Annotated in this window: 15 protein-coding genes and 1 pseudogene; 12 read left to right on the top strand and 4 right to left on the bottom strand. The window is 37.1% G+C overall.

Annotated elements, in window-relative coordinates; all coding sequences use genetic code 11:
* Positions 1–385 precede the first annotated feature (385 nt).
* The 3 genes from prfB to DWA31_RS00870 all read left to right on the top strand — a co-directional run bounded on the left by prfB (position 386) and on the right by DWA31_RS00870 (position 5,159).
* Positions 386–1,484, top strand: a protein-coding gene (gene prfB, locus DWA31_RS00860; RefSeq protein WP_168427259.1) for a peptide chain release factor 2 whose coding sequence is annotated in 2 segments (ribosomal slippage) — positions 386–460 and positions 462–1,484 — 1,098 coding nt in all. Because the reading frame shifts where the segments join, the coding sequence is not laid out codon by codon here.
* A 413-nt stretch (positions 1,485–1,897) separates the two neighbouring features.
* Positions 1,898–3,466 (top strand): lysine--tRNA ligase, encoded by a 1,569-nt coding sequence (gene lysS / locus DWA31_RS00865; protein ID WP_114324800.1) that lies wholly within the window; start codon positions 1,898–1,900, stop codon positions 3,464–3,466.
* Positions 3,467–3,812: 346 nt separating this feature from the next.
* On the top strand, positions 3,813–5,159 hold the full coding sequence (locus DWA31_RS00870; protein ID WP_114324801.1) for a sodium-dependent transporter: 1,347 nt from the start codon (positions 3,813–3,815) through the stop codon (positions 5,157–5,159).
* 199 nt (positions 5,160–5,358) lie between these two features.
* Here the strand turns inward: DWA31_RS00870 and DWA31_RS00875 are convergent, their stop codons facing one another.
* Positions 5,359–6,048 carry a TIGR01621 family pseudouridine synthase gene (locus DWA31_RS00875; protein WP_114324802.1) on the bottom strand — a complete coding sequence of 230 codons (690 nt, stop codon included), beginning with the start codon at positions 6,046–6,048 and terminating at the stop codon, positions 5,359–5,361.
* Between the two features lie 299 nt (positions 6,049–6,347).
* On the opposite strand from DWA31_RS00875, the gene DWA31_RS00885 reads away from it, so the two are divergent.
* The 4 genes and pseudogenes from DWA31_RS00885 to DWA31_RS00900 all read left to right on the top strand — a co-directional run bounded on the left by DWA31_RS00885 (position 6,348) and on the right by DWA31_RS00900 (position 12,683).
* On the top strand, positions 6,348–9,224 hold the full coding sequence (locus tag DWA31_RS00885; protein ID WP_245942416.1) for a M16 family metallopeptidase: 2,877 nt from the start codon (positions 6,348–6,350) through the stop codon (positions 9,222–9,224).
* Positions 9,225–9,595: 371 nt separating this feature from the next.
* Positions 9,596–11,182: a glutamate--cysteine ligase gene (gene gshA / locus DWA31_RS00890; protein ID WP_114324804.1), complete on the top strand. Its 1,587-nt coding sequence runs from the start codon at positions 9,596–9,598 to the stop codon at positions 11,180–11,182.
* An 81-nt stretch (positions 11,183–11,263) separates the two neighbouring features.
* A pseudogene (locus DWA31_RS17370) lies at positions 11,264–11,536 on the top strand (hypothetical protein).
* Positions 11,537–12,047: 511 nt separating this feature from the next.
* The gene (locus tag DWA31_RS00900; RefSeq protein WP_114324805.1) at positions 12,048–12,683 is read left to right on the top strand and encodes a transglycosylase SLT domain-containing protein; all 636 of its coding nucleotides are present in this window, start codon (positions 12,048–12,050) and stop codon (positions 12,681–12,683) included.
* A gap of 276 nt (positions 12,684–12,959) precedes the next feature.
* Here the strand turns inward: DWA31_RS00900 and DWA31_RS00905 are convergent, their stop codons facing one another.
* The 3 genes from DWA31_RS00905 to DWA31_RS00915 all read right to left on the bottom strand — a co-directional run bounded on the left by DWA31_RS00905 (position 12,960) and on the right by DWA31_RS00915 (position 16,378).
* Positions 12,960–14,249, bottom strand: a complete 1,290-nt coding sequence (locus DWA31_RS00905; RefSeq protein WP_114324806.1) for an HlyC/CorC family transporter — start codon at positions 14,247–14,249, stop codon at positions 12,960–12,962.
* Between the two features lie 42 nt (positions 14,250–14,291).
* Positions 14,292–15,092 carry a cytochrome C assembly family protein gene (locus DWA31_RS00910; RefSeq protein WP_114324807.1) on the bottom strand — a complete coding sequence of 267 codons (801 nt, stop codon included), beginning with the start codon at positions 15,090–15,092 and terminating at the stop codon, positions 14,292–14,294.
* A 107-nt stretch (positions 15,093–15,199) separates the two neighbouring features.
* Positions 15,200–16,378: an SO_0444 family Cu/Zn efflux transporter gene (locus DWA31_RS00915; protein WP_114324808.1), complete on the bottom strand. Its 1,179-nt coding sequence runs from the start codon at positions 16,376–16,378 to the stop codon at positions 15,200–15,202.
* 176 nt (positions 16,379–16,554) lie between these two features.
* Here DWA31_RS00915 and ffh point away from each other — a divergent pair, with 176 nt between their 5' ends.
* The 5 genes from ffh to rplS all read left to right on the top strand — a co-directional run bounded on the left by ffh (position 16,555) and on the right by rplS (position 20,227).
* Positions 16,555–17,943, top strand: coding sequence for a signal recognition particle protein (ffh, locus tag DWA31_RS00920; RefSeq protein ID WP_114324809.1), 1,389 nt, complete (start codon positions 16,555–16,557; stop codon positions 17,941–17,943).
* Between the two features lie 265 nt (positions 17,944–18,208).
* Positions 18,209–18,457, top strand: a complete 249-nt coding sequence (rpsP, locus tag DWA31_RS00925) for a 30S ribosomal protein S16 (protein ID WP_070375880.1) — start codon at positions 18,209–18,211, stop codon at positions 18,455–18,457.
* Between the two features lie 55 nt (positions 18,458–18,512).
* Complete coding sequence (gene rimM / locus DWA31_RS00930; protein WP_114324810.1) at positions 18,513–19,040, top strand: ribosome maturation factor RimM; 528 nt, start codon at positions 18,513–18,515, stop codon at positions 19,038–19,040.
* Positions 19,041–19,079: 39 nt separating this feature from the next.
* Positions 19,080–19,847, top strand: coding sequence for a tRNA (guanosine(37)-N1)-methyltransferase TrmD (trmD, locus tag DWA31_RS00935; RefSeq protein ID WP_114324811.1), 768 nt, complete (start codon positions 19,080–19,082; stop codon positions 19,845–19,847).
* 26 nt (positions 19,848–19,873) lie between these two features.
* Positions 19,874–20,227, top strand: coding sequence for a 50S ribosomal protein L19 (gene rplS, locus DWA31_RS00940; RefSeq protein ID WP_114324812.1), 354 nt, complete (start codon positions 19,874–19,876; stop codon positions 20,225–20,227).
* Positions 20,228–20,917: the final 690 nt, after the last annotated feature.

Consider the following 20,917-nt stretch of genomic DNA (forward strand, 5'->3'; position numbering starts at 1 on the left):
AAACAGGCGTTCTCGCTTCTTATTACTGATCAAAGTGATGAGAAATAGTAAATTGCATGAGCCGTATACGAGGTCCGTACGTACGGTTCTGTGAGAGGGATGAGGCATGAGCCTCACCCTACTCGATATTGTCTATATATTTGACACACCAAAAACAACGCACGTTAATATCAATATAACTTGTTTTTGGTGTGTTAATGTTAATGTTAATTCTATTTTTATTAAAAGTTATATATTTAATAACGAAAGCCTCCGGTGTTAACCGTTTATTTACCAGTCTTTTTACGCTACAATGCGCGACTATTTTTTAATTATCCTAACGAGTGAACTCGTTTAAAAAGATATATTTTAAAACTTATTTTTGAAGGATTATGTTCGAAAGCTTATGTTTGAAATTAACCCAATAATAAATAAATTAAAAGAAATTCGCGAACGTGCAGACTTACTTCGGGGGTACCTTTGACTACGACGTTAAAGCTGAGCGTTTAGTTGAAGTTTCACGAGAATTAGAATTACCCGATGTTTGGAATGAACCTGAACGGGCACAAGCGTTAGGTAAAGAACGGAGCTCGCTTGAAGAGGTGGTTAATACCATCGTTGAGTTAGAAACTGGCTGTGACGATATTGAAGGCTTAGTAGAATTAGCCGTTGAAGAAGAAGATCAAGAAACCTTTGATGATGCCCAAAGTGAGACTGATGCGTTAGATGCCGTATTAGAAAAGCTTGAATTCCGCCGTATGTTTAGTGGCGATCAAGATGCTAATAACAGTTATCTCGATATTCAATCGGGTTCAGGCGGCACAGAGGCACAAGATTGGGCTGAAATGCTGATGCGTATGTACTTACGTTGGGGCGAAGCACACGGTTTTAAAACCGAAGTTATTGAAGTGACTGGCGGTGATGTTGCGGGCATTAAAGGCTGTACCATTAAATATACTGGTGAATATGCTTATGGTTGGTTACGTACCGAAACGGGCGTGCACAGATTAGTGCGAAAATCACCCTTTGACTCAAGTGGTCGCCGTCATACTTCATTTGCTTCAGCATTTATTTATCCTGAAATTGATGACAATATCGAAATTGATATTAATCCCGCTGATTTACGTGTAGATACTTACCGTGCTTCTGGCGCAGGTGGACAGCATGTTAATAAAACTGACTCGGCTATTCGTTTAACGCATATCCCTACGGGTGCGGTAGTACAGTGTCAAAGTGATCGTTCTCAGCATAAAAACCGTGCTAGCGCGATGAAATTATTAAAAGCAAAATTGTTTGAGCTAGAAATGCAAAAACAAAACGAAGACAAGCAAGTACTTGAGGACGGAAAATCTGATATTGGTTGGGGCAGTCAAATTCGCTCTTATGTATTAGATGATAGCCGTATTAAAGATTTAAGAACGGGTGTTGAAAACAGAAACACCCAAGCTGTATTAGACGGCGATTTAGATAAATTTTTAGAAGCCAGCTTAAAGTCTGGTTTGTAATAAAGATTTAAGAACCGGTGTTGAAAACAGAAACAGTATAAACCGAAAAAAAGCTGTATTAGACGGCGATTTAGATAACTTTTTAGAAGCCAGACTTGAATCTGGTTTGTAGTATACCCGCTCCACTTTAAGATGCTCGTTTCAGGAAGTCTGAGCGATTCATAATCAAGGCACATTTTTTTATTAAGGGTTGCTCCCTTAAAAAGAAATGTAACGCTGAGTATGATTTGCTCAGACTTCCCCAAGGGGCTGGTTTAGAAACGCTTTATGCTATGTTATTGATTTCGATAAGGGAATAACCATTCTCTTCTATCAATGCCTTGCCTAAAGGCGTTTCTAATTCCAGCTGAATCATGCATCTTCATGTGGAACGGGTATAAAACTTAATTTACAGATAAGTAATGAGAAACAAAATGACTGACAATGCAAAAAACAGCCAAGCCTCTGCCCAAGACGAAAACAAACTAATTGCTGAGCGACGTATCAAATTAGCAAAAATTCGTGAAAATTGCCCAGCTAATGGCTTTCCTAATGATTTTAATCGTGAACATTTAGCCGCAGATATTCAAGCTGAACATGGTGAGAAAACCAAAGAAGAGCTTGAAGCGTTGCAAGTAACCTACGCTATTGCGGGTCGTGTTATGGCGAAACGTGGACCATTCTTAGTTCTACAAGATATGTCAGGTCGAATTCAAGCTTACGCTGAAAAAACCGTACAAAAAGAAATTAGAGCTAAGTCAGGCAGTTTAGACATTGGTGATATTGTTGGTGTTAGAGGTATTTTACATAAATCAGGTAAAGGTGATCTTTACGTGAATATGGATGAATATTCGTTATTAACTAAATCATTACGCCCGTTGCCTGAAAAATTTCATGGTTTATCAGACCAAGAAATGAAATATCGTCAACGTTATGTTGATTTGATCATCAATGAAGACACTCGTAATACGTTTAAAATGCGTTCAAAAATAGTTGATGGTATTCGTAGTTTTCTTGTTGCTCGTGACTTTATGGAAGTTGAAACTCCTATGTTGCAGGTGATCCCTGGTGGCGCAACGGCCAAACCTTTTCAAACTTTCCATAATGCTCTTGATATCGACATGTACTTACGTATAGCGCCAGAACTTTACTTAAAACGTTTAGTTGTAGGTGGTTTTGAACGTGTATTTGAAATCAACCGTAACTTCCGTAACGAAGGCTTATCAACACGTCATAACCCAGAATTTACTATGATTGAATTCTACCAAGCGTATGCTGATTACAATGACTTAATGAACCTAACTGAAGAAATGCTACGTACTGTTGCTGAAGATGTACTGGGCACATCTATGGTTCGTAATACTGTTAAAAATGCTGAAGGTGAAGTAGTCGAAGAAAAGTTCTACGACTTTGGAAAATCTTTTCAACGTTTATCTATGGTTGACGCTATTGTTAAGTTTAGTGAAGAAAGACATCAGATTAATGAAGCAGCACTACGTGATCCTGAAAATAATTTTGATGCCATTAAAGCAATGGCAAAAGCAGTAGGTGTTAAAGAAGGAGATGCGGCTAAAGTTTGGGGGCCGGGAAAATACATTTGTGAAATATTTGAAGAAGTCGCTGAACATTTATTGGATCAACCCACGTTTATTACTGAATACCCATGGGAAGTATCACCGCTTGCACGTCGTAATGATGCGAATCCATTTATAACAGATCGATTTGAGTTCTTTGTTGGTGGTCGTGAGCTTGCCAATGGCTTCTCAGAGCTAAATGATGCTGAAGATCAAGCGGCACGTTTTAAGAAACAAGTAGAAGAAAAAGATGCTGGTGATGATGAAGCGATGCATTTTGATGATGACTATATTCGTGCGCTAGAGCACGGTTTACCGCCAACAGCTGGTGAAGGTATTGGTATTGATCGATTGGTGATGTTATTTAGTGATTCTCCAACGATTAAAGATGTTATTTTATTCCCTCATATGCGTCCTGAAGTGGATTAAACTCAAGGCGAAATACGAAAAATAACATTTACTGTAAAGTAAAGTTGTCAGAAGCTCATATGATTAAATCAATGAGCTTTTTGTTTTTTTAGCGTTTCACTCTATTAATGTTGGTAACTTTTCAGTAGATTAAACCTGTCGAAAATAATTATAACTATAAATATAATAACAGTAATAATTTGCTTCTCTTTGGAAAAGGCCTTATTTCGTCAATTACATATTCGAAATATTGTGCATGAATCCTGAGTTATTCTATAAACAGGATATGAAGATAAGAGGAATACCAAATCATTCTACAATTGGTATAAGCGATAAATACTGAAAATATTAACAAAGAGAATTATCAATGAGTGCATCAAGAGGCGGCTTTAGTTCGCGTTTCGGTTTTATTATGGCGGCGGCAGGATCTGCTGTTGGTTTAGGTAACATTTGGGGATTTCCAACACAAACGGCGAGTAATGGTGGTGCAGCGTTTGTTTTAGTTTATTTAGTACTAGCCTTTTGTTTAGCGTACCCTGCTTTTATGGCTGAGTTATTAATTGGTCGCTATGGTCAAGCTAATGCCGTAACGTCTATGCAGAAAATGTCACGTAATTTATGGCAAAAACGTTTTGCATTTATTGTTGGTTTTAGCGGTATTATTTGTGCGGCACTTATCTTGAGTTTTTATGGCATTCTAGCCGGTTGGATGATGTCGTATGCGATTGAACCAGTAACCACAACTTTAGGTTTTAATGAGGCATCAAGTTGGCTAACATCCCAATCCATAGCGCGTAACTTGATTTTTTCAGCGTTATTTATGATGCTCACCATTTCTATTATTCGCAGAGGTGTTGAAGACGGTATTGAAAAATGGTCGAAACGACTTATGCCAATGTTAATTGGCTTACTCATTTTATTAATTATTTATGTTTTTACTTTAGATGGATCAAGGGAGGGGTTTGCTGCCTATTTAAATCCTGATATTTCTCGTGTATTTGAACCTGATTTACTGATTAATGCGCTTGGCTCAGCCTTCTTTTCTTTATCGTTAGGCACCAGTGTTATGGTAATTTATGGCTCTTATATCTCTAAGAAAGAAAATCTAGTCACTTTGGGCGCCCAAGTGACTTTAATTGATGTGTCTATCGCTTTTTTAGCAGGCTTGCTTATCATTCCATCTATGTACGTTGCTCAAGCACAAGGTGTCGCTATTTTTAGTGACGATGGTAGTTTAATCTCTGGACCAAATTTAGTTTTTGAAGTGCTACCAACCTTGTTTGATGGCATGGGCGGCATTGGTTTATTTGTTGGCTTTGGTTTTTTTGTTTTAATGTCTATTGCTGCCTTAACGTCAAGTATCTCAATGTTAGAAGGTCCTGTATCATTTATTGTTGAGCGACATAATATTGAGCGTAAAAAAGCAACGACATTTGTTGGTTTGGGTATTTTTATAATTAGTACCTTAATCATATTAAATTTTGATGTGCTATTTGGTTTTGTTATTAGTCTTTCTACTGTATATGGACAACCATTAATTGCGATGCTGTGTTGTATTTTTGTTGGTTGGATTTGGCAACGTAGTGACGTTTTAGCTGAAATAAAACAAGGTAATGACAATGTTGAACACGGTTTGTTCTGGAAAATTTGGCCATGGTACACCAAGTTTATTTGTCCAAGCGCTATAGCGATAGTGTTTTTTCATTCGCTATAGCGGCTAACCCTTAATCCCTTCGATCCTTCGACCCTTCGACAGGCTCAGGATGAACGAGCTCAGGATGAAGGGAGTTATCGTCCGATTATCCTGAGCGCGAAGCAGTCGAAGGGCGACAGGCTCAGGATGAACGAGCTCAGGATGAAGGGAGTTATTGTCCGATTATCCTGAGCGCGAAGCAGTCGAAGGGTTTAGTTTACTATTTTGGCCAATTTAACAACCAAGGTTGATCTAATTCAGTTAGTTTATCCTTAATGCTTTGGCTTAAATAATATTCACCCTCATCGCTAGGTAAAATGAATTGGTACATTATTCCTAAAAAACTAAAGCGTAGTGCATAAGCATGTAAATAGCCTCTGTCAGCAACTGAGTTTGAGTTATATAAAGGATCACCAAGAATCGGCGCACCGATACTACTCAATGCGACACGTAGTTGATGCGTTTTACCTGAATGGGGTTTTAATAAATACAAACGTTGTTTATTGGCAATAGGGTAAGAAAAAAACTGGGTAATGGCTGGATTATCCATAGACCGTAGTAACTTAAACATACCGCGGCGACTTTTTGCCATATCACCTTTTATCAATCCTTGTTTTTTAGTCGGTTTTTTATCACTGATGGCAAGGTAGTATTTTTCAACGCTATGCTCTTCAAATAACTGCCCAAAAATTTGCGCACTTTTAAGGTTTTTTGCGAATAAAACTAAACCAGAAGTCATTTTATCTAGTCTATGTATTGGATAAAGATCAGCAATTGCAAATTGCTTTTCCATCTGTTTTTTTACTTGAGAAAATAATCCTGAACCCTGCTGCCCTTCATCATGAAAATTTACCCCCGCACTTTTAGCAACAACAACAAAATCGTCAGTTTGTGTAATAATTTTAAACATTTAAGTTAACCTGTTCTCATTTAACTTTGTTATGATAATTCAATTAAACTATTTTATACCAATCAAACTAACTAAGTGTTCTTTTTAAATGGTCTAAATATCCAATAACATCGTTGCTTTAAATCCCAATAACCGATTATTGGTTTTGAAAGCGCTTTGCCTACATAGATGTAGGTACTTAGGTTTTTTCTGGAACTAAAAACCTGTGTTCTTGAAAATTTACCCTCATTGCTTATGTTTAAATGACATTGAATCATTAATTCATTTAATTGGTATTACTCTATATGCAGGATGTTATTTTGAAAAGTTTTACTCACTATATTCCCAAGCTTAGCATTATCGCTTTAGCGAGCTCATTATTATTTGCGTGTACGAGCCAAGAAAATTTATCTGAGTTAAGTGGAAAGGTATCTCTGCCTGCAGGTGTTAGCTTAGTTGAAACAGTTGTTGCCACTGAAGAACGTTTAGCTATTCCTTTTAAAAAATACGTGTTGGCTAATGGCCTAACGGTTATTTTACATCAAGATAACTCGGATCCTTTGGTACATGTAGATGTCACTTATCATGTTGGCTCAGCACGTGAGCAATTAGGTAAATCAGGCTTTGCTCATTTTTTTGAACACATGATGTTTCAGGGATCAAAAAATATTACTGATGAGCAGCATTTCAAAATTGTTACCCAAAGCGGAGGTAATTTAAATGGCACAACAAATACCGACCGAACTAATTATTATGAAACGGTGCCTAAGAACCAGTTAGAAAAAATGCTGTGGCTTGAATCAGACCGAATGGGATTTTTACTCGAAGCAATTACGACAGAAAAATTTGAAGTACAAAGATCCACGGTAAAGAATGAACGTGGTCAAAATGTTGATAATCGTCCTTATGGCCGTTTAAATGAAACAGTAAACCAGATGATATACCCAAGAGAACATCCTTATTCATGGCCTGTTATTGGTTATATGACCGATTTAGATCGCGGCACTGTTACTGATTTAAAAGCGTTTTTTAGTCGTTGGTATGGTCCTAATAATGCAGTGTTAACTATCGGTGGTGATATTGATGAATCGCAAACATTAATGTGGATAAATCAATATTTTGGTGGTTTAAAAACAGGGCCTGAAGTTGATAATATACCCAAGCAGTTAATAAGTTTACCTGATAACCGCTATTATTCGTTTAGTGATAATGTTTCTTTACCGTTACTTTATATTAGCTTTCCTACCGTTTACGGTATGCATGAAGATGAAGCCGCACTGGATGTTTTTTCTAATATTATTGGAAACGGACCCACCTCTTTATTATATAAAAATTTAGTTAAATCTGGTGTTGCTGTACAGGCCGGCGCTAATCATCCTTGTAGTGAATTAGGTTGTAAAATGAGTTTTTTTGCTTTACCTAATCCGCAGAAGGGTATGGAGTTGGCTAAAATAGAGCAAGTAATTAATGATACTTTGCTTGAGTTTGAGCAGCGTGGTGTCAATGATGAAGATTTGCTGAAAACCAAAGTTGGTATTGAAACAGATACTATTTATGGCTTACAAAGTGTGTCAGGTAAAGTGTCAACGTTAGCACATTATCAAACCATTTTAGGAAATGCAGATTATACTGAGCAACAAGTTGTTCGCTATAACAACGTGACTAAAGCTGATGTAATGGACGTTTATCAAAAGTACATTAAGGGTAAAGGTGCTGCAATACTCTCTATTTATCCACAGGGTCAACCACAAGTTATAACTAAACCTAATGATTTTGTTTTACCTGATGTGAATAATCCACCTGAAATTGCTCAACTTGATCTCCCTATTATGAAAAATACTAGCAGCTTTGATCGTAGTATTACGCCAAAAGCAGGTGCTAACCCACAAGTTGAAGTACCTAAATTATGGCGTGAAAGTTTTGGCAATGGCTTGCAGATTATAGCGACAGAAAATAGTGAAACACCAACGGTGAGTTTGTTATTAAGTATAGAAGGAGGGACTTTACTGGATCCTATAGAAAAAGCAGGTATTGCTTCGCTTACTGCTAGTTTGATGAATGAGGGTACTAGTAACTATATCAAAGAAGAGTTATCAAATGAGCTAGCGAAATTAGGCAGTGATATTTATATTAGTTCCTCTGGGCGTAATACTACGGTACGTGTTAGTTCATTAGTGAAGAATCTTGATGCCACATTATTATTAATGTTAGACATGATGCTAAACCCAGCGTTTGATAAAAATGATTTTGATCGCGTGAAAAATCAGCTGATCCAGTCTTTAGAGCAGGGCAGTAAAGATGCTCGCACACTCGCTAGTAGAGCATTAAAGCAAGTTACTTATGGAACTAATAACCGCGTAGGTTTACCAAGCAGCGGCACAATTAACACAGTTTCTGCTATTGAACTCAGTGATATCAAAGACTTTTATAAACAGTATTTCTCCCCTAAACATGCCAGCTTGGTGATTGTTGGAGATGTGAGTAAAAGTGAAATTTTACCTAAACTTGATTATTTAAAATCGTGGCAAGGTGGCGATTATACTATCCCTGTTTATAGCAATTTTCCAAAAGTAGCGGCTAATAAAATATATTTTGTAGATTTACCCAATGCAACTCAATCTGTTATTAAATACAGTCGCCGAGCAATGACTTATGATGCGACAGGAGAGTACTTTAAAGCGACTTTAATGAACTACCCTTTAGGGAGTGCTTTTAATAGCCGTATCAATTTAAACTTGCGTGAAGACAAAGGTTACACCTACGGCGCATCTAGTCACTTTTCTGCAGGGAAAACATTAGGTCGCTTCAGTGCTGGTGCTAGTGTAAAAAAAGAACATACTTATGATGCCATGATGGAAATTGAAAAAGAGCTAGCTCATTATCAAAAAAATGGTTTAACAACCGATGAAGTTGATTTTATGCGCCAAGCTATCTCACAAAATGAAGCATTAAGTTATGAAACACCCGCGCAAAAAAGTGGTTTCTTAAGGCAGTTATTACAGTTTGATTTAGCTGAGAACTATGGTGAACTGCAAAGTGAGATCATCAAAACTATTACCCTTGAACAACTAAATGATATTGCGGCAAAAGAACTAAGTAAATCAATGCAATGGATTGTGGTCGGTGACGGTGAGGTTATTAAGTCACAATTAGAAAAAATGAACCTTGATATTATTGAGTTACCGTTGGCAAAATAGTAATACAATAATAACAGTAATTTTACGTTACCCATTGAAAATCAATAAAAGCCCCTCATTTATAGTTCATTAAATAAGGGGTTTGTTTAATACCAAATCCATTAAGTTAGTTCCCTCTCAGAGCTTGCCAGTGGTTTGAGAACAAATATAATTTTTTTGTATATAGTTATTCTATATGAAAGAAATTATATGCAGTTATAGAATCACTGGCAAACTCCCAAAGGGCGAGTTTAAAAGGCCTGTAAGCTACGTTATTGATTTTGATAAGGGAATAACCATTCTCTTCAATCAACGCTTTGCTTCTAAGCCTTTTAAATTTCGCTGAATGGGAAGACGCTTATTGGAATTGGTATAACACCGTAGGAATTATTTTGACATTATCATTGCACGATTATATTGACGCTTTTAATCAAGAGAAAAACTTTAAAGCCCTTGCTAGTATCGGTCGAGGCATTGAGCGTGAAGCCTTAAGAATTTTGCCTGAAGCGAAGCTGTCGCAGCAGGGTCACTATAGTCAATTAGGGGCTGCGCTAACGCATGGCGAAATCACCACCGATTATTCTGAAACCTTATTAGAATTTATCACACCAGTAAGTTACTCGCCTGAAGAAGCGATAGCACAACTGCAAGATATTCAAAAATATACTTTTGCTAATATCAATGGCGAATTGCTATGGCCAATGAGTATGCCTTGTTTTGTTAATGATGCGGATAAAGTTCCGTTGGCGCAATATGGCAGCTCTAATATTGGTAAAATGAAAACGGTTTATCGTCAAGGGCTAAAGAATCGCTACGGCTCAATGATGCAAGTTATTGCCGGTATTCATTTTAACTTTTCATTTTCTGAAAACTTTTGGCAAGTTATGCAATCTTTGCATAACAATGAACAAGAGATGAGTGACTTTATATCAGATCGATATTTTTCAATATTGAGAAATTATAAGCGTTACTGTTGGTTAATTCCGTATTTATATGGCAGTTCACCAGCGCTTTGTGATTCTTTCTTACAAGGTAAAGCATCACCGTTGCCTTTTAAAAAATCACCCCGTGGGGCTTTATACTTAGAATATGCAACGTCATTACGAATGAGCGACTTAGGTTATACGAGTAGTGAACAGGCATCGTTAAAAATATGTTATAACAATTTGCATGATTATGTAGATAGTGTGCAACAAGCGATTGGATTAAAGTCTGAAGAGTTTGCCGATATTGGTTTAAAGGTTAATGGTGAGTATCAGCAACTTAATGGTAATATTTTACAAATAGAAAACGAATTATATGCGCCAATCCGTCCAAAACAAGTAATGAGAACAGGCGAAAAACCATCACAAGCATTACGTGATCGCGGCGTCGAATATATTGAAGTACGAGCACTTGATGTTAATCCTTTTGTTGATACGGGTATTAGCATTGAACAGGTACATTTTTTAGATATATTTTTAACTTATTGTGCCTTTATTGATAACAAAGAGTTTGATTGTGATTCACAGCAGCACCATGAAAAAAACATGAATGAAGTGGTACTTCGTGGACGTGATCCTGAGTTATTATTATGTGATGATAATTGCCAAGGTGAAGTTACTCAAAAGTCGGTAATGACTTGGGGCAATGAATTATTTGATAATATGGCGTATGTGGCAACACTGTTAGATAATGCCTACAATACCACTAATTATAGTGACTCAATCACGAGAGAGCGGGCAAAAATAAATGATGCAAGCTTAACCCCGTCTGCAGAAATTTTATCTATTATGGTAGATCAAGAACAAAGCCTGTCCGAATACTCACTAGCACAGGCGGCTAAATATCGCCAAGACTCACTTGATCGTGATTATCAGTTTTATTCTAAGCAATATTTTGTTGATGGCGCAGATAAATCTCATCAAAGCCAGCTTGATATTGAAGCTAATGATAAATTAAACTTTGATGACTTTTTAGACGATTATTTTAACAATTAATTTTTGGGTCTGTTGATCTTTCGCTGTTAAATTTTGTTCGCCTTTTTTAAAGAGAGTAAAGCATTTTAATCGCGGCGAGTAATATGTAGTCTAATCATTCTAAGCAAATACTACTCAACAATGAGTAAAACGCTTTTAGCCGAATCCTTCGAGCAGCATTTGTTGGTCATTTTTACGGCGTTATCACCTTTTTATGTGACGCTACATGGATGTAGCTTATAAGACAATGCAGCAGCATATTGTCCTGAACAACCACATGACAAAGGCTCTGCCTTGTATAAATACCCAACAAATCGCTGCAAAAACAATCTCGAAAGATCAACAGCCCCTAGTATTTCCCTGATTGAATTTTGATTTGTATTTCCGTTGTATCTTAAACAGGAATATAAATCAAAACGGACAACAACTTCCATGTCACCACCTTAAAGGTGACGCCTGCACTCAAGCTGCTTCTGAGTAAACTCATCACTATGTTGTTTATTCTTACCATGACAAACAGTCTTTTTAAAATACAAAAATCGTGCTCCTATAGATAAGAGTATTCTAGTTTATCTCCCAATATCACTATGAAATAAACATGAAACTTAGCTATAAGAGTGGGAATAACATTTGTTTTAGATAAACGTTAGGCAAAAAAAATGCGCTAACGGTAAAGAAAGCGCATAAAAACATGAAACATTAAGGGAATAACATAACTGTAAGGTATGAGTGCTAATTTCTAGATAAGTTCAATTTATTTATAATTCAAAACCTAATATCCTAATTCTCTTAAAATTCACCAAATAATTAGCTATATAGTGCCAATTTATTGAGAATTCTGGCATTATTAATTTATTATTAAATAAAAAAGTTCACAGAATCATTTATGGCATTATTGCTTTCCCCTAAAGTTAAATCTATTTTTTTTATAGTGCTCAGTACTTTATTTTTATCTAGCTGTGCAACACCACCACCCAAAAACCCTGAAAATATTTGTGAAATATTTCGTGAACATAGAGATTGGTATTTTGCTGCAAAAGATGTCAGAGAACGTTGGGGAGTACCCATTCATGTGCCCATGAGCATGATGTATCAAGAAAGTTCATTTAGGCATGATGCACAGCCACCTAGAGATTATTTACTTGGTTTTATTCCATGGGGAAGAGTAAGTAGTGCATATGGTTATTCACAAGCTAAGACGATGACTTGGGGTGACTATGTTCGTGAAACAGATAATTCTGGTGCTGATAGAGATGACTTTGATGATGCTATCGACTTTATGGGATGGTTCATTTTTAAAACACAAAAAATTAATGGTGTTTCTAAATGGGATGCTTATAACCAGTACTTAAACTATCATGAAGGTTGGGGCGGCTTTAAGCATAAAAGTTATAAAAAGAAAGCGTGGTTAGTCAAAGTATCAAGAAAAGTAGACAACAGAGCCAGGCGTTACTCATCACAATTAAAAAGCTGTGAAGCTGATTTAAACCATGGTTGGCTATGGCGATTATTCTTTGGGTAAGAATGAAAAGATTTTATAGTGGTAAGGAAAAAATCTTGCCACTTTGTTCTTTATATTGTAGAAAACTGTTAAAACCAAGTAGGTCCTAGCTTAGTGATTTTGCAATCATTTATTTAAAAAAAGATGAAATATTTGTTAAAAAAATGGTTGAAATAGCAAGAAGCTGTGGCTAGTAGGCTTTGGGATTGTTATCCACAGAAATTGTGGAAAGCTCTTTTTACTATTTTAGCTGTGGATAACTTTGTTATTAACTTTTTCTTATTTTTGCGTGAATATTTAATCTTCTTCAGTAGTTTCACTGACAAAAAATTCTGGCATAACACGTACTATTTTTATTCTGTTATTTGAAACCTCTACTATTTCTACAGGGTAACCGGCAATACGAACGCTGAGGTTATTTTGTGGGATATCTTCTAAATGCTCAATAATTAAACCATTGAGTGTCTTTGGACCATCAGTTGGTAGCAGCCAAGACATTTCTTTATTTACGTCACGAATACTGGCACTGCCATCAACCAAATAACTCCCATCAGGCTGTAAAGTTACTTCTTCACTTGGTGTTGGTGTCATGGTGGTTGTGAAGTCACCAACAATCTCTTCAAGAATATCTTCTAACGTTACTAACCCTTGAATATCACCATATTCGTCCACAACTAAGCCTAAGCGTTCTTTTGCATGCTGAAACTTTAATAGTTGAATATTAAGCGGTGTGCCTTCAGGAATGAAATATAATTCACGTACAGCACGTAATAATGTTGCTTTGGTAAATTGACTTTTTGATAGTAGTTTTAAGGCATCGCGCGCATGAATATAGCCAACAACATCATCTATGTTATCGCGATAAAGTAAAACGCGTGTATGGTTAGCTTGAGTTAATTGTTTTTGAATTTTTTTCCAATCGTCGTTTACATCAATACCCACTAATTCGCTACGAGGGATCATTATGTCTTCAACACTCACTTTTTCCAAGTCTAGTATACTCATTAGCATACTTTGATCTTGCGCATGCAATAATCCGCCAGACTCATTTACGACAGTACGTAATTCTTCTGAGCTTAAACTATGTTGTTCTCGCTGTTCAGAGCTAATACCCAAAAGCATCAAAATACCATTGGTGATCCAGTTTACCGCGATGACTAATGGAAATAATATTTTAAGTAATAGTGTTAACAGTATTGAGCTAGGAAAAGCTATTTTTTCAGGGTATAGGGCAGCAAGAGTTTTAGGCGTAACTTCTGCAAAAATTAAAATAACTAACGTTAGCACAACCGTTGAAACTAACATGCCATAGACATCGCCAAAATAACGTATACCAATGATAGTCGCAATAGACGCGGCAGCAATGTTGACCAAGTTATTACCAATAAGGATTAAACCTATCAGGCGGTCAGGTCGCTTTAGTAATTTACTAACGCGTTTTGCACCTTTGTGTTTTTCTTTTTCAAGGTGTCTTAGACGATATCGGTTTAGTGACATCATGCCCGTTTCAGAGCCAGAGAAATAAGCTGAAATAAGTATCAGTATGCCTAAAATAATAAAAAGCATCTGCGTTGATATGTTTTCCAAAAAGGTGATCCTTTATTAAGCAGTAAAGTTAACGTGGTAAAATTAAGACAGCATGAACTCTTTAACGAACCGACTACCAAAGTATGACAACGTTAATAGAGTACTTGCCATTATCGTTAATAATAACACTCTATGACCGCGCCAACCCTGATAAAAATGTCCTGCTAATATAATAATGTAAATGGCCAAGGCGATTAAAGAAAGCACCGTTTTATGAAGATTTTCTTTGGCCCAAAAACCATCGAGAAAAAGAAGACCAATAAGTTGGCTAGCAAATAAAAATGTTGTACCAATCATTAAAATGGTAAAAAGTTGTTTTTCAACTTGCATTAATGGCGGTAAATGTATCACGGCAGTTAGGTTTTTATTCTTTAATTTTAGGTTGATATAGGCAACTTGAAAGGTGTATAAAGTGGCAATTATTAAAATACAATAGGCAATTAAAGCAATACTTATATGACCAACTAAAATGACTTTCTCTGCCATAAGTGGAATTGATTCTGTTTTTGGTATGAAAATCATCATTAATTGCCATATGCCCGCAAAACCGTATATAACCGGAAGTAATAAATTAACTTTCATGCGTAGTGCTATAAGAGAAATAGCGATGGTAATAACTAAACTGACTAGAGAAATAACATTTGGCAGACTGAAATTGATGGAGTCTTGACTAAACAATAATTGCGCGTCATTAAATATATGTGTGGTTATAGCAATTACGGCAAATACTAATACTTTGTTTAGATTAGGGCCTTTCGGGTGAAATAAACGCGATAAAATTGCCAAGGTGGCAAGCATATAAGCAATAAATGCGATGCTAGATCCAATAACCAAAAAATCCACTATAAATTCCTACTTGATACAATTAAAATGATTCTATCAGATAAAATAACCAATACTATGCAATTAAGTAAAAGCTTTGATTTAAATTAAAAAATAATAGTAAAGATTTACAATACTAGCTTCCTTAATGGTTTGATCGCTAAAAATGCAATTAACGCCGCACAGGTTAAGCCAAACCAATAGGGTAATAGTTCATGAGAATGTTGCATTTGCTCCCCAATATTAATTGAATAATAATTCAAAGCTAAATCAAGTAAGCTAGCAAAGCCGATAGCGCATAAAGCAACACCCAATAAATAACGAATTAATACCGCGCCACCCATTTCATTTTTAATGACTCCCAAGGTTGAAATATTGGTTGCTGGACCTGCCATCATAAACACCAAAGCAGTACCCGGTGATAACCCTGCCATAATGAACCCTGCTGCTATGGGTGTTGAAGCCGTAGCGCAAATATACATAGGGATAGATATGGCGATCATAAGTAACATGGCGGGTAAGCCATTACCGTAGCTTAAGAGAAACTCTTCAGGTAAAAAGGTACGAACAATTGCAGCAAAAATAAGGCCTATAGCTAACCAAATAATAATATCATCAATTAATTTTGTTGAGGCATAATGTACACCCGTTTTAGTTTTTTCAAAAAAATCAGTCAATGTCGAGGAAGATATAAGTGCTACTTCTGAAATAGTTGCGGTGTTAGATGAACAACATGAACTTGTCTTAGCTGCGACTTTTATTTCTTTAATGGCTGGTTTTGAACTACAGCAAGAACTAACTTTAGGCTCAGTTATCAAACTTTTTTCAGTCGAGTTTTTGCTAGCACAACAACTGCTGTTACTTTGATTTACCTCTGCAGTTGGCGATTTAATATCTTCTTCTTTAATACTCGATACTAATAACCCTGTAATGATTGCTGACATGATTGCTGCAAAAGGACGATAAATAGCAAAAATCGGCCCTAGCAGTGCATAGGAAACTGATACAGAATCAATGCCTGTTTCAGGTGTGGCAACTAAAAATGCTGCCGTAGCGTGCGCTGATGCTCCGCTTCGTCTTAATTCGGTTGCAACAGGTATTACGCCACAAGAGCATAGCGGTAATGGTGCCCCGATCAAGGCTGCTTTAACAATGGCTGATTTTCCTTTGCCTAAATGCTTGCTTAGAATTTTACTTGGCACCCAAGCTTTCATTAAGCCAGCAATTAATAAACCGAGTAATAACCAAGGGCTTGCTTCCGCGCTTAGATCGATAAAATTTTTGATGAAAAACGTTAACTGTTCCACAGCATTACCTAAATAAATAACTATAAAAAAACCGAAGTTATTATAACATATATGCCTAGTTTAACTCTCGTATTTCTCTGATATATAATGTTGTTAACATTTTCTTCTTTAGATTATCGTTAGCGCAGGTATAATAGCGTCATAATTTTTGTTAATAGTTTTTATTCGAGTTATTCATGTTTGATAATCTTTCCGAACGATTAGGTAAAACCCTTAAAAATATCAGTGGGCGTGGCCGCTTAACTGAGGACAATATTAAAGATACTTTGCGTGAAGTACGCATGGCGTTATTGGAAGCCGATGTTGCTTTACCTGTTATTCGTGATTTTGTCGGTAAAGTTAAAGAGCAAGCGGTAGGTACTGATGTATCGAAAAGCCTAACGCCTGGGCAAGTGTTCGTAAAAATTGTTCAAAAAGAACTAGAACTTGCAATGGGGGGCATTAACGAAACCCTAGATTTGAGAGCCGCTCCTCCTGCGGTAGTTTTGATGGCAGGTCTACAGGGTGCAGGTAAAACTACCTCTGTAGCCAAATTAGCTAAATTTTTAACTGAACGTGAAAAGAAAAAGGTATTAGTCGTTAGTGCTGATGTATACCGTCCGGCGGCGATTAAGCAGCTTGAAATGTTAGCTGAAGAAATTAGCGTAGGCTTTTTTCCAAGTGATATTAAACAGAAGCCTATTAATATTGCCAATGCTGCTATCGATCATGCCAAGAAAAACTTTTTTGACGTAGTAATTGTTGATACTGCGGGTCGTTTGCACGTTGATGAAAGCATGATGGATGAAATTATAGACCTTCATGCTGCAATCAACCCTATTGAAACGCTATTTACTGTTGATGCAATGACAGGGCAAGATGCCGCGAATACCGCTAAGGCTTTCAATGATGCACTACCTTTAACTGGTGTTATTTTAACGAAAACCGATGGTGATGCTCGCGGTGGGGCAGCGTTATCAATTCGTCATATTACGGGTAAGCCCATTAAGTTTATGGGTGTTGGCGAAAAAATTGAAGCATTAGAGCCATTTCACCCTGACAGAATAGCCTCTCGTATCTTAGGAATGGGCGATGTACTCTCGCTTGTTGAAGAAATAGAGCAAAATGTAGATCGTGAAAAGGCTGAAAAATTAGCCAAAAAAGTCAAAAGTGGTAAAGGTTTTAGTTTAGAAGATTTTCGTGACCAGCTAGGACAAATGAAAAACATGGGTGGCATGGCAGGCATGATGGATAAATTACCCGGGATGGGTAATATGTCGGCAAAAGTTAAAGACCAAATGGACGACAAACTTACCACTAGAATGGAAGCTATTATTAATTCCATGACGCCAGGTGAACGTGAACGTCCAGATATAATTAAAGGCTCGCGTAAACGTCGTATTGCTGTTGGTTCAGGTACACAAATTCAAGATGTGAATAAACTATTAAAGCAATTCGCTCAAATGCAAAAAATGATGAAAAAAATGTCAGCTAAAGGTGGCATGAAAAAAATGATGCGAAGCATGCAAGGTATGATGCCACCAGGTGGTGGCATGGGCGGCGGAGGCGGAATGTTTGGTCGTTAACACTCATAATGCTTCTACTTTATCGTTATGTATAAATAAAATCAAAGACAGTGCGGCGTTTTATTAACCCGCACTTTTGATAACTCGCAGTTTATTCATGGTTTCACACTTTATTTTTTGCTACTTAATCCCATCTCTTTCTACTGCTTTTCAAGTTTCCCTTGTGTTTATCTCTTAAAAGCGTAAAATACGCGAGCTTTTCTGTCGGTTCGGCAGAAGGTGTCTGGAAAATTCGTTTTAACACTTAAATATAAAAGAGGACGATATGGTTACCATTCGTTTAGCTCGTGGTGGCGCTAAAAAGCGTCCATTCTATCAGGTTGTTGTTGCAGATAGCCGTAACTCTCGCGATGGTCGTTTCATCGAGAAAGTTGGTTTCTTCAACCCTACAGCAGAAGGTCAAGCGGAAAAATTACGCTTAGATCTTGACCGTATCAACCATTGGGTTGGTCAGGGTGCTGGTTTATCTGATCGTGTGGCTAAGTTAGTTAAAGATGCTCAAGTAGCAGCTTAATAGCTTTTCTTAGTAAGTAAAAGTAGTAGGCAATAGTAGAAATTAGTGGGTTGATATGAGTACAGAAAATCAAATTACCTTAGGTAAAGTAGGCGCTGTTTACGGTATCAAGGGTTGGTTGAGAATTCATTCATTCACCGATGAAACCGAAGCCATACTTGACTATTTTCCTTGGTCATTAAAATTAGGAAATAATACGCGAACAGTAGATATTACTGATTGGCGCAAGCACAACAAAGGCTTAGTCGTTAAAGTGGGTGGTATTGATGACAGAGATGATGCGCAAGCATTGGTCGGTTCTGAAATATTAACCAATGAAAGTACATTGCCAGAATTATCGCAAGGTGATTATTATTGGCGTGACTTAATCGGAATGGCTGTTGTTACTACTAAAGGTTACGATCTTGGTGTGGTATCTGACATGTTGGAAACTGGCGCTAATGATGTACTGGTTGTGAAAGCGAACCTTAACGATGGTTTTAGTAAAAAAGAGCGGTTAATCCCTTATCTTTTTGAACAAGTTGTTGAATCGGTAAGCATTGAAAATAAACAAATTTGTGTTGACTGGGACCCAGGTTTCTAGCTTGTGACTAGTGTTGATTCTTCTTTGAAGAAAAGCAAAATGTGGATAGGGGTGATAAGCCTTTTTCCCGAAATGTTTGATGCTATCACCGAGTATGGGGTGACAGGCCGAGCAATTCGCAGTGGACTTATTGAGTTTCATAAATGGAACCCAAGAGATTTCACTCATGATCGACATCGCACTGTTGATGATCGCCCTTACGGCGGTGGTCCAGGTATGTTGATGATGGTGCAGCCACTACGAGATGCCATTGCTTCTGCGCGTAAAGCTGCAGAAGTTGACGGTAGAAAAGCTCGTGTTATTTATTTGTCACCGCAGGGACGAAAACTGGACCAAGCGGGTGTGAGTGAATTAGTGCAAGATGATTGCCTGATATTTATAGCAGGTCGTTATGAAGGCATAGACGAACGATTAATAGCGTCAGATATTGACGAAGAATGGTCGGTTGGCGATTACATTTTAAGTGGTGGTGAACTCCCTGCAATGAATGTAATAGATGCGATAGCACGATTAGTGCCGGGTGTATTAGGACATAAAAAATCAGCAGAGCAGGACTCCTTCTCTAATGGTTTATTAGACTGCCCTCATTATACTAGGCCAGACGTATTGACAACCTCTAACGGGGATGAAATGTCTGTACCGAAAGTTTTGCTAAGCGGAAATCACGAATATATACGCTTATGGCGCCAAAAGCAGTCTCTATTGAGAACATGGACCAGAAGACCAGAATTATTAACAAACCTAGCTCTGACAGCTGAGCAGGAAAAAATGTTAGCGTCTATTAAGAAGCAAACACGATCCACTTAGTCTGTGCACACTAGGAAGAAGGTATTATGAGTAAAATTATTGAAATGCTCGAACAAGAGCAATTAAAAAAAGACCTACCAACATACGCTCCAGGCGATACTGTTGTAGTTCAAGTAAAAGTTACTGAAGGTGATAAATCACGTCTTCAAGCATTTGAAGGTGTTGTTATTGCTGTTAAGAGCCGTGGCTTACATTCTGCGTTCACTGTTCGTAAAATTTCGAACGGTGTTGGTGTAGAGCGTGTATTCCAGACACATAGCCCGATTGTTGATTCAATTGAAGTGAAACGTCGCGGTGACGTACGTCAAGCTAAACTTTACTACTTGCGCGAGCTATCTGGCCGTAAAGCACGTATTAAAGAGAAATTGGCAAAAAGATAAACTCTTTTTAACCAAGTTTGATGCAAGAAAAAGCCTGAATAATTTATTTTATTCAGGCTTTTTGTTTTTAGACCGTCCACTTTCCGTCCACTTATTATTTATTTATACAGTAGTTTAAATTTTCAATTCTGCCGCTTGAATTTGTACCCATTCAATATGTCCTTCCTTGTATTTCTTCGTGGTTTTTGCATCCGAGTGAGCGGCGCGTTCTTGTGGATCTATACCTTGTTTACTATACCTTGTTTACTATACCTTGTTTACTATACAAGAAAATGGAGAGAGATCGGATCTCGTGGAATGTAGGACGATTTTTTTTCGGTAACTCTTTATATAAGCCTAATTCGTCTCGGAAGTTTCAAAAGGCTTCTGAAATGTCATTAGGTCTACACTGTGTTGGATGCGATAAATCTTGAGCTTGTTTTCCTCTTGCATCTTTAATGCGGTGAACTATATAAGGTGGAAGCACTCTGTCTGTACGAGAATCCTCAATTATTGTTTTTTAGTTGCTGTGTAATTGGAATCTCTACCCTTGAGGCTTTTTTTCCTTCACTTTTTGTCTATGGATACGTAGCGTACCAAACACCAATAAACCGTCTTGTATTATGGGGTATTTTGAAAACATCCACTACTACATCTCTGTCAATCAAGCTTGCTGTCTTAATCCATAGTATGAAGCCAGCACGTAACTGT

Origin of the sequence: Candidatus Colwellia aromaticivorans (assembly GCF_003333305.1) — a bacterium.
Classification (GTDB): Bacteria; Pseudomonadota; Gammaproteobacteria; order Enterobacterales; family Alteromonadaceae; genus Colwellia; species Colwellia aromaticivorans.

What these genes read in the sequence shown, in the direction of transcription:
- rplS (WP_114324812.1), top strand. Translation starts at nt 19,874, where the DNA reads ATGAGTAAAATTATTGAAATGCTCGAACAAGAGCAATTAAAAAAAGAC.
- ffh (WP_114324809.1), top strand. Translation starts at nt 16,555, where the DNA reads ATGTTTGATAATCTTTCCGAACGATTAGGTAAAACCCTTAAAAATATC.
- DWA31_RS00875 (WP_114324802.1), bottom strand. Translation starts at nt 6,048, where the DNA reads ATGTTTAAAATTATTACACAAACTGACGATTTTGTTGTTGTTGCTAAA.
- trmD (WP_114324811.1), top strand. Translation starts at nt 19,080, where the DNA reads ATGTGGATAGGGGTGATAAGCCTTTTTCCCGAAATGTTTGATGCTATC.
- rpsP (WP_070375880.1), top strand. Translation starts at nt 18,209, where the DNA reads ATGGTTACCATTCGTTTAGCTCGTGGTGGCGCTAAAAAGCGTCCATTC.
- DWA31_RS00870 (WP_114324801.1), top strand. Translation starts at nt 3,813, where the DNA reads ATGAGTGCATCAAGAGGCGGCTTTAGTTCGCGTTTCGGTTTTATTATG.
- lysS (WP_114324800.1), top strand. Translation starts at nt 1,898, where the DNA reads ATGACTGACAATGCAAAAAACAGCCAAGCCTCTGCCCAAGACGAAAAC.
- DWA31_RS00900 (WP_114324805.1), top strand. Translation starts at nt 12,048, where the DNA reads ATGGCATTATTGCTTTCCCCTAAAGTTAAATCTATTTTTTTTATAGTG.
- rimM (WP_114324810.1), top strand. Translation starts at nt 18,513, where the DNA reads ATGAGTACAGAAAATCAAATTACCTTAGGTAAAGTAGGCGCTGTTTAC.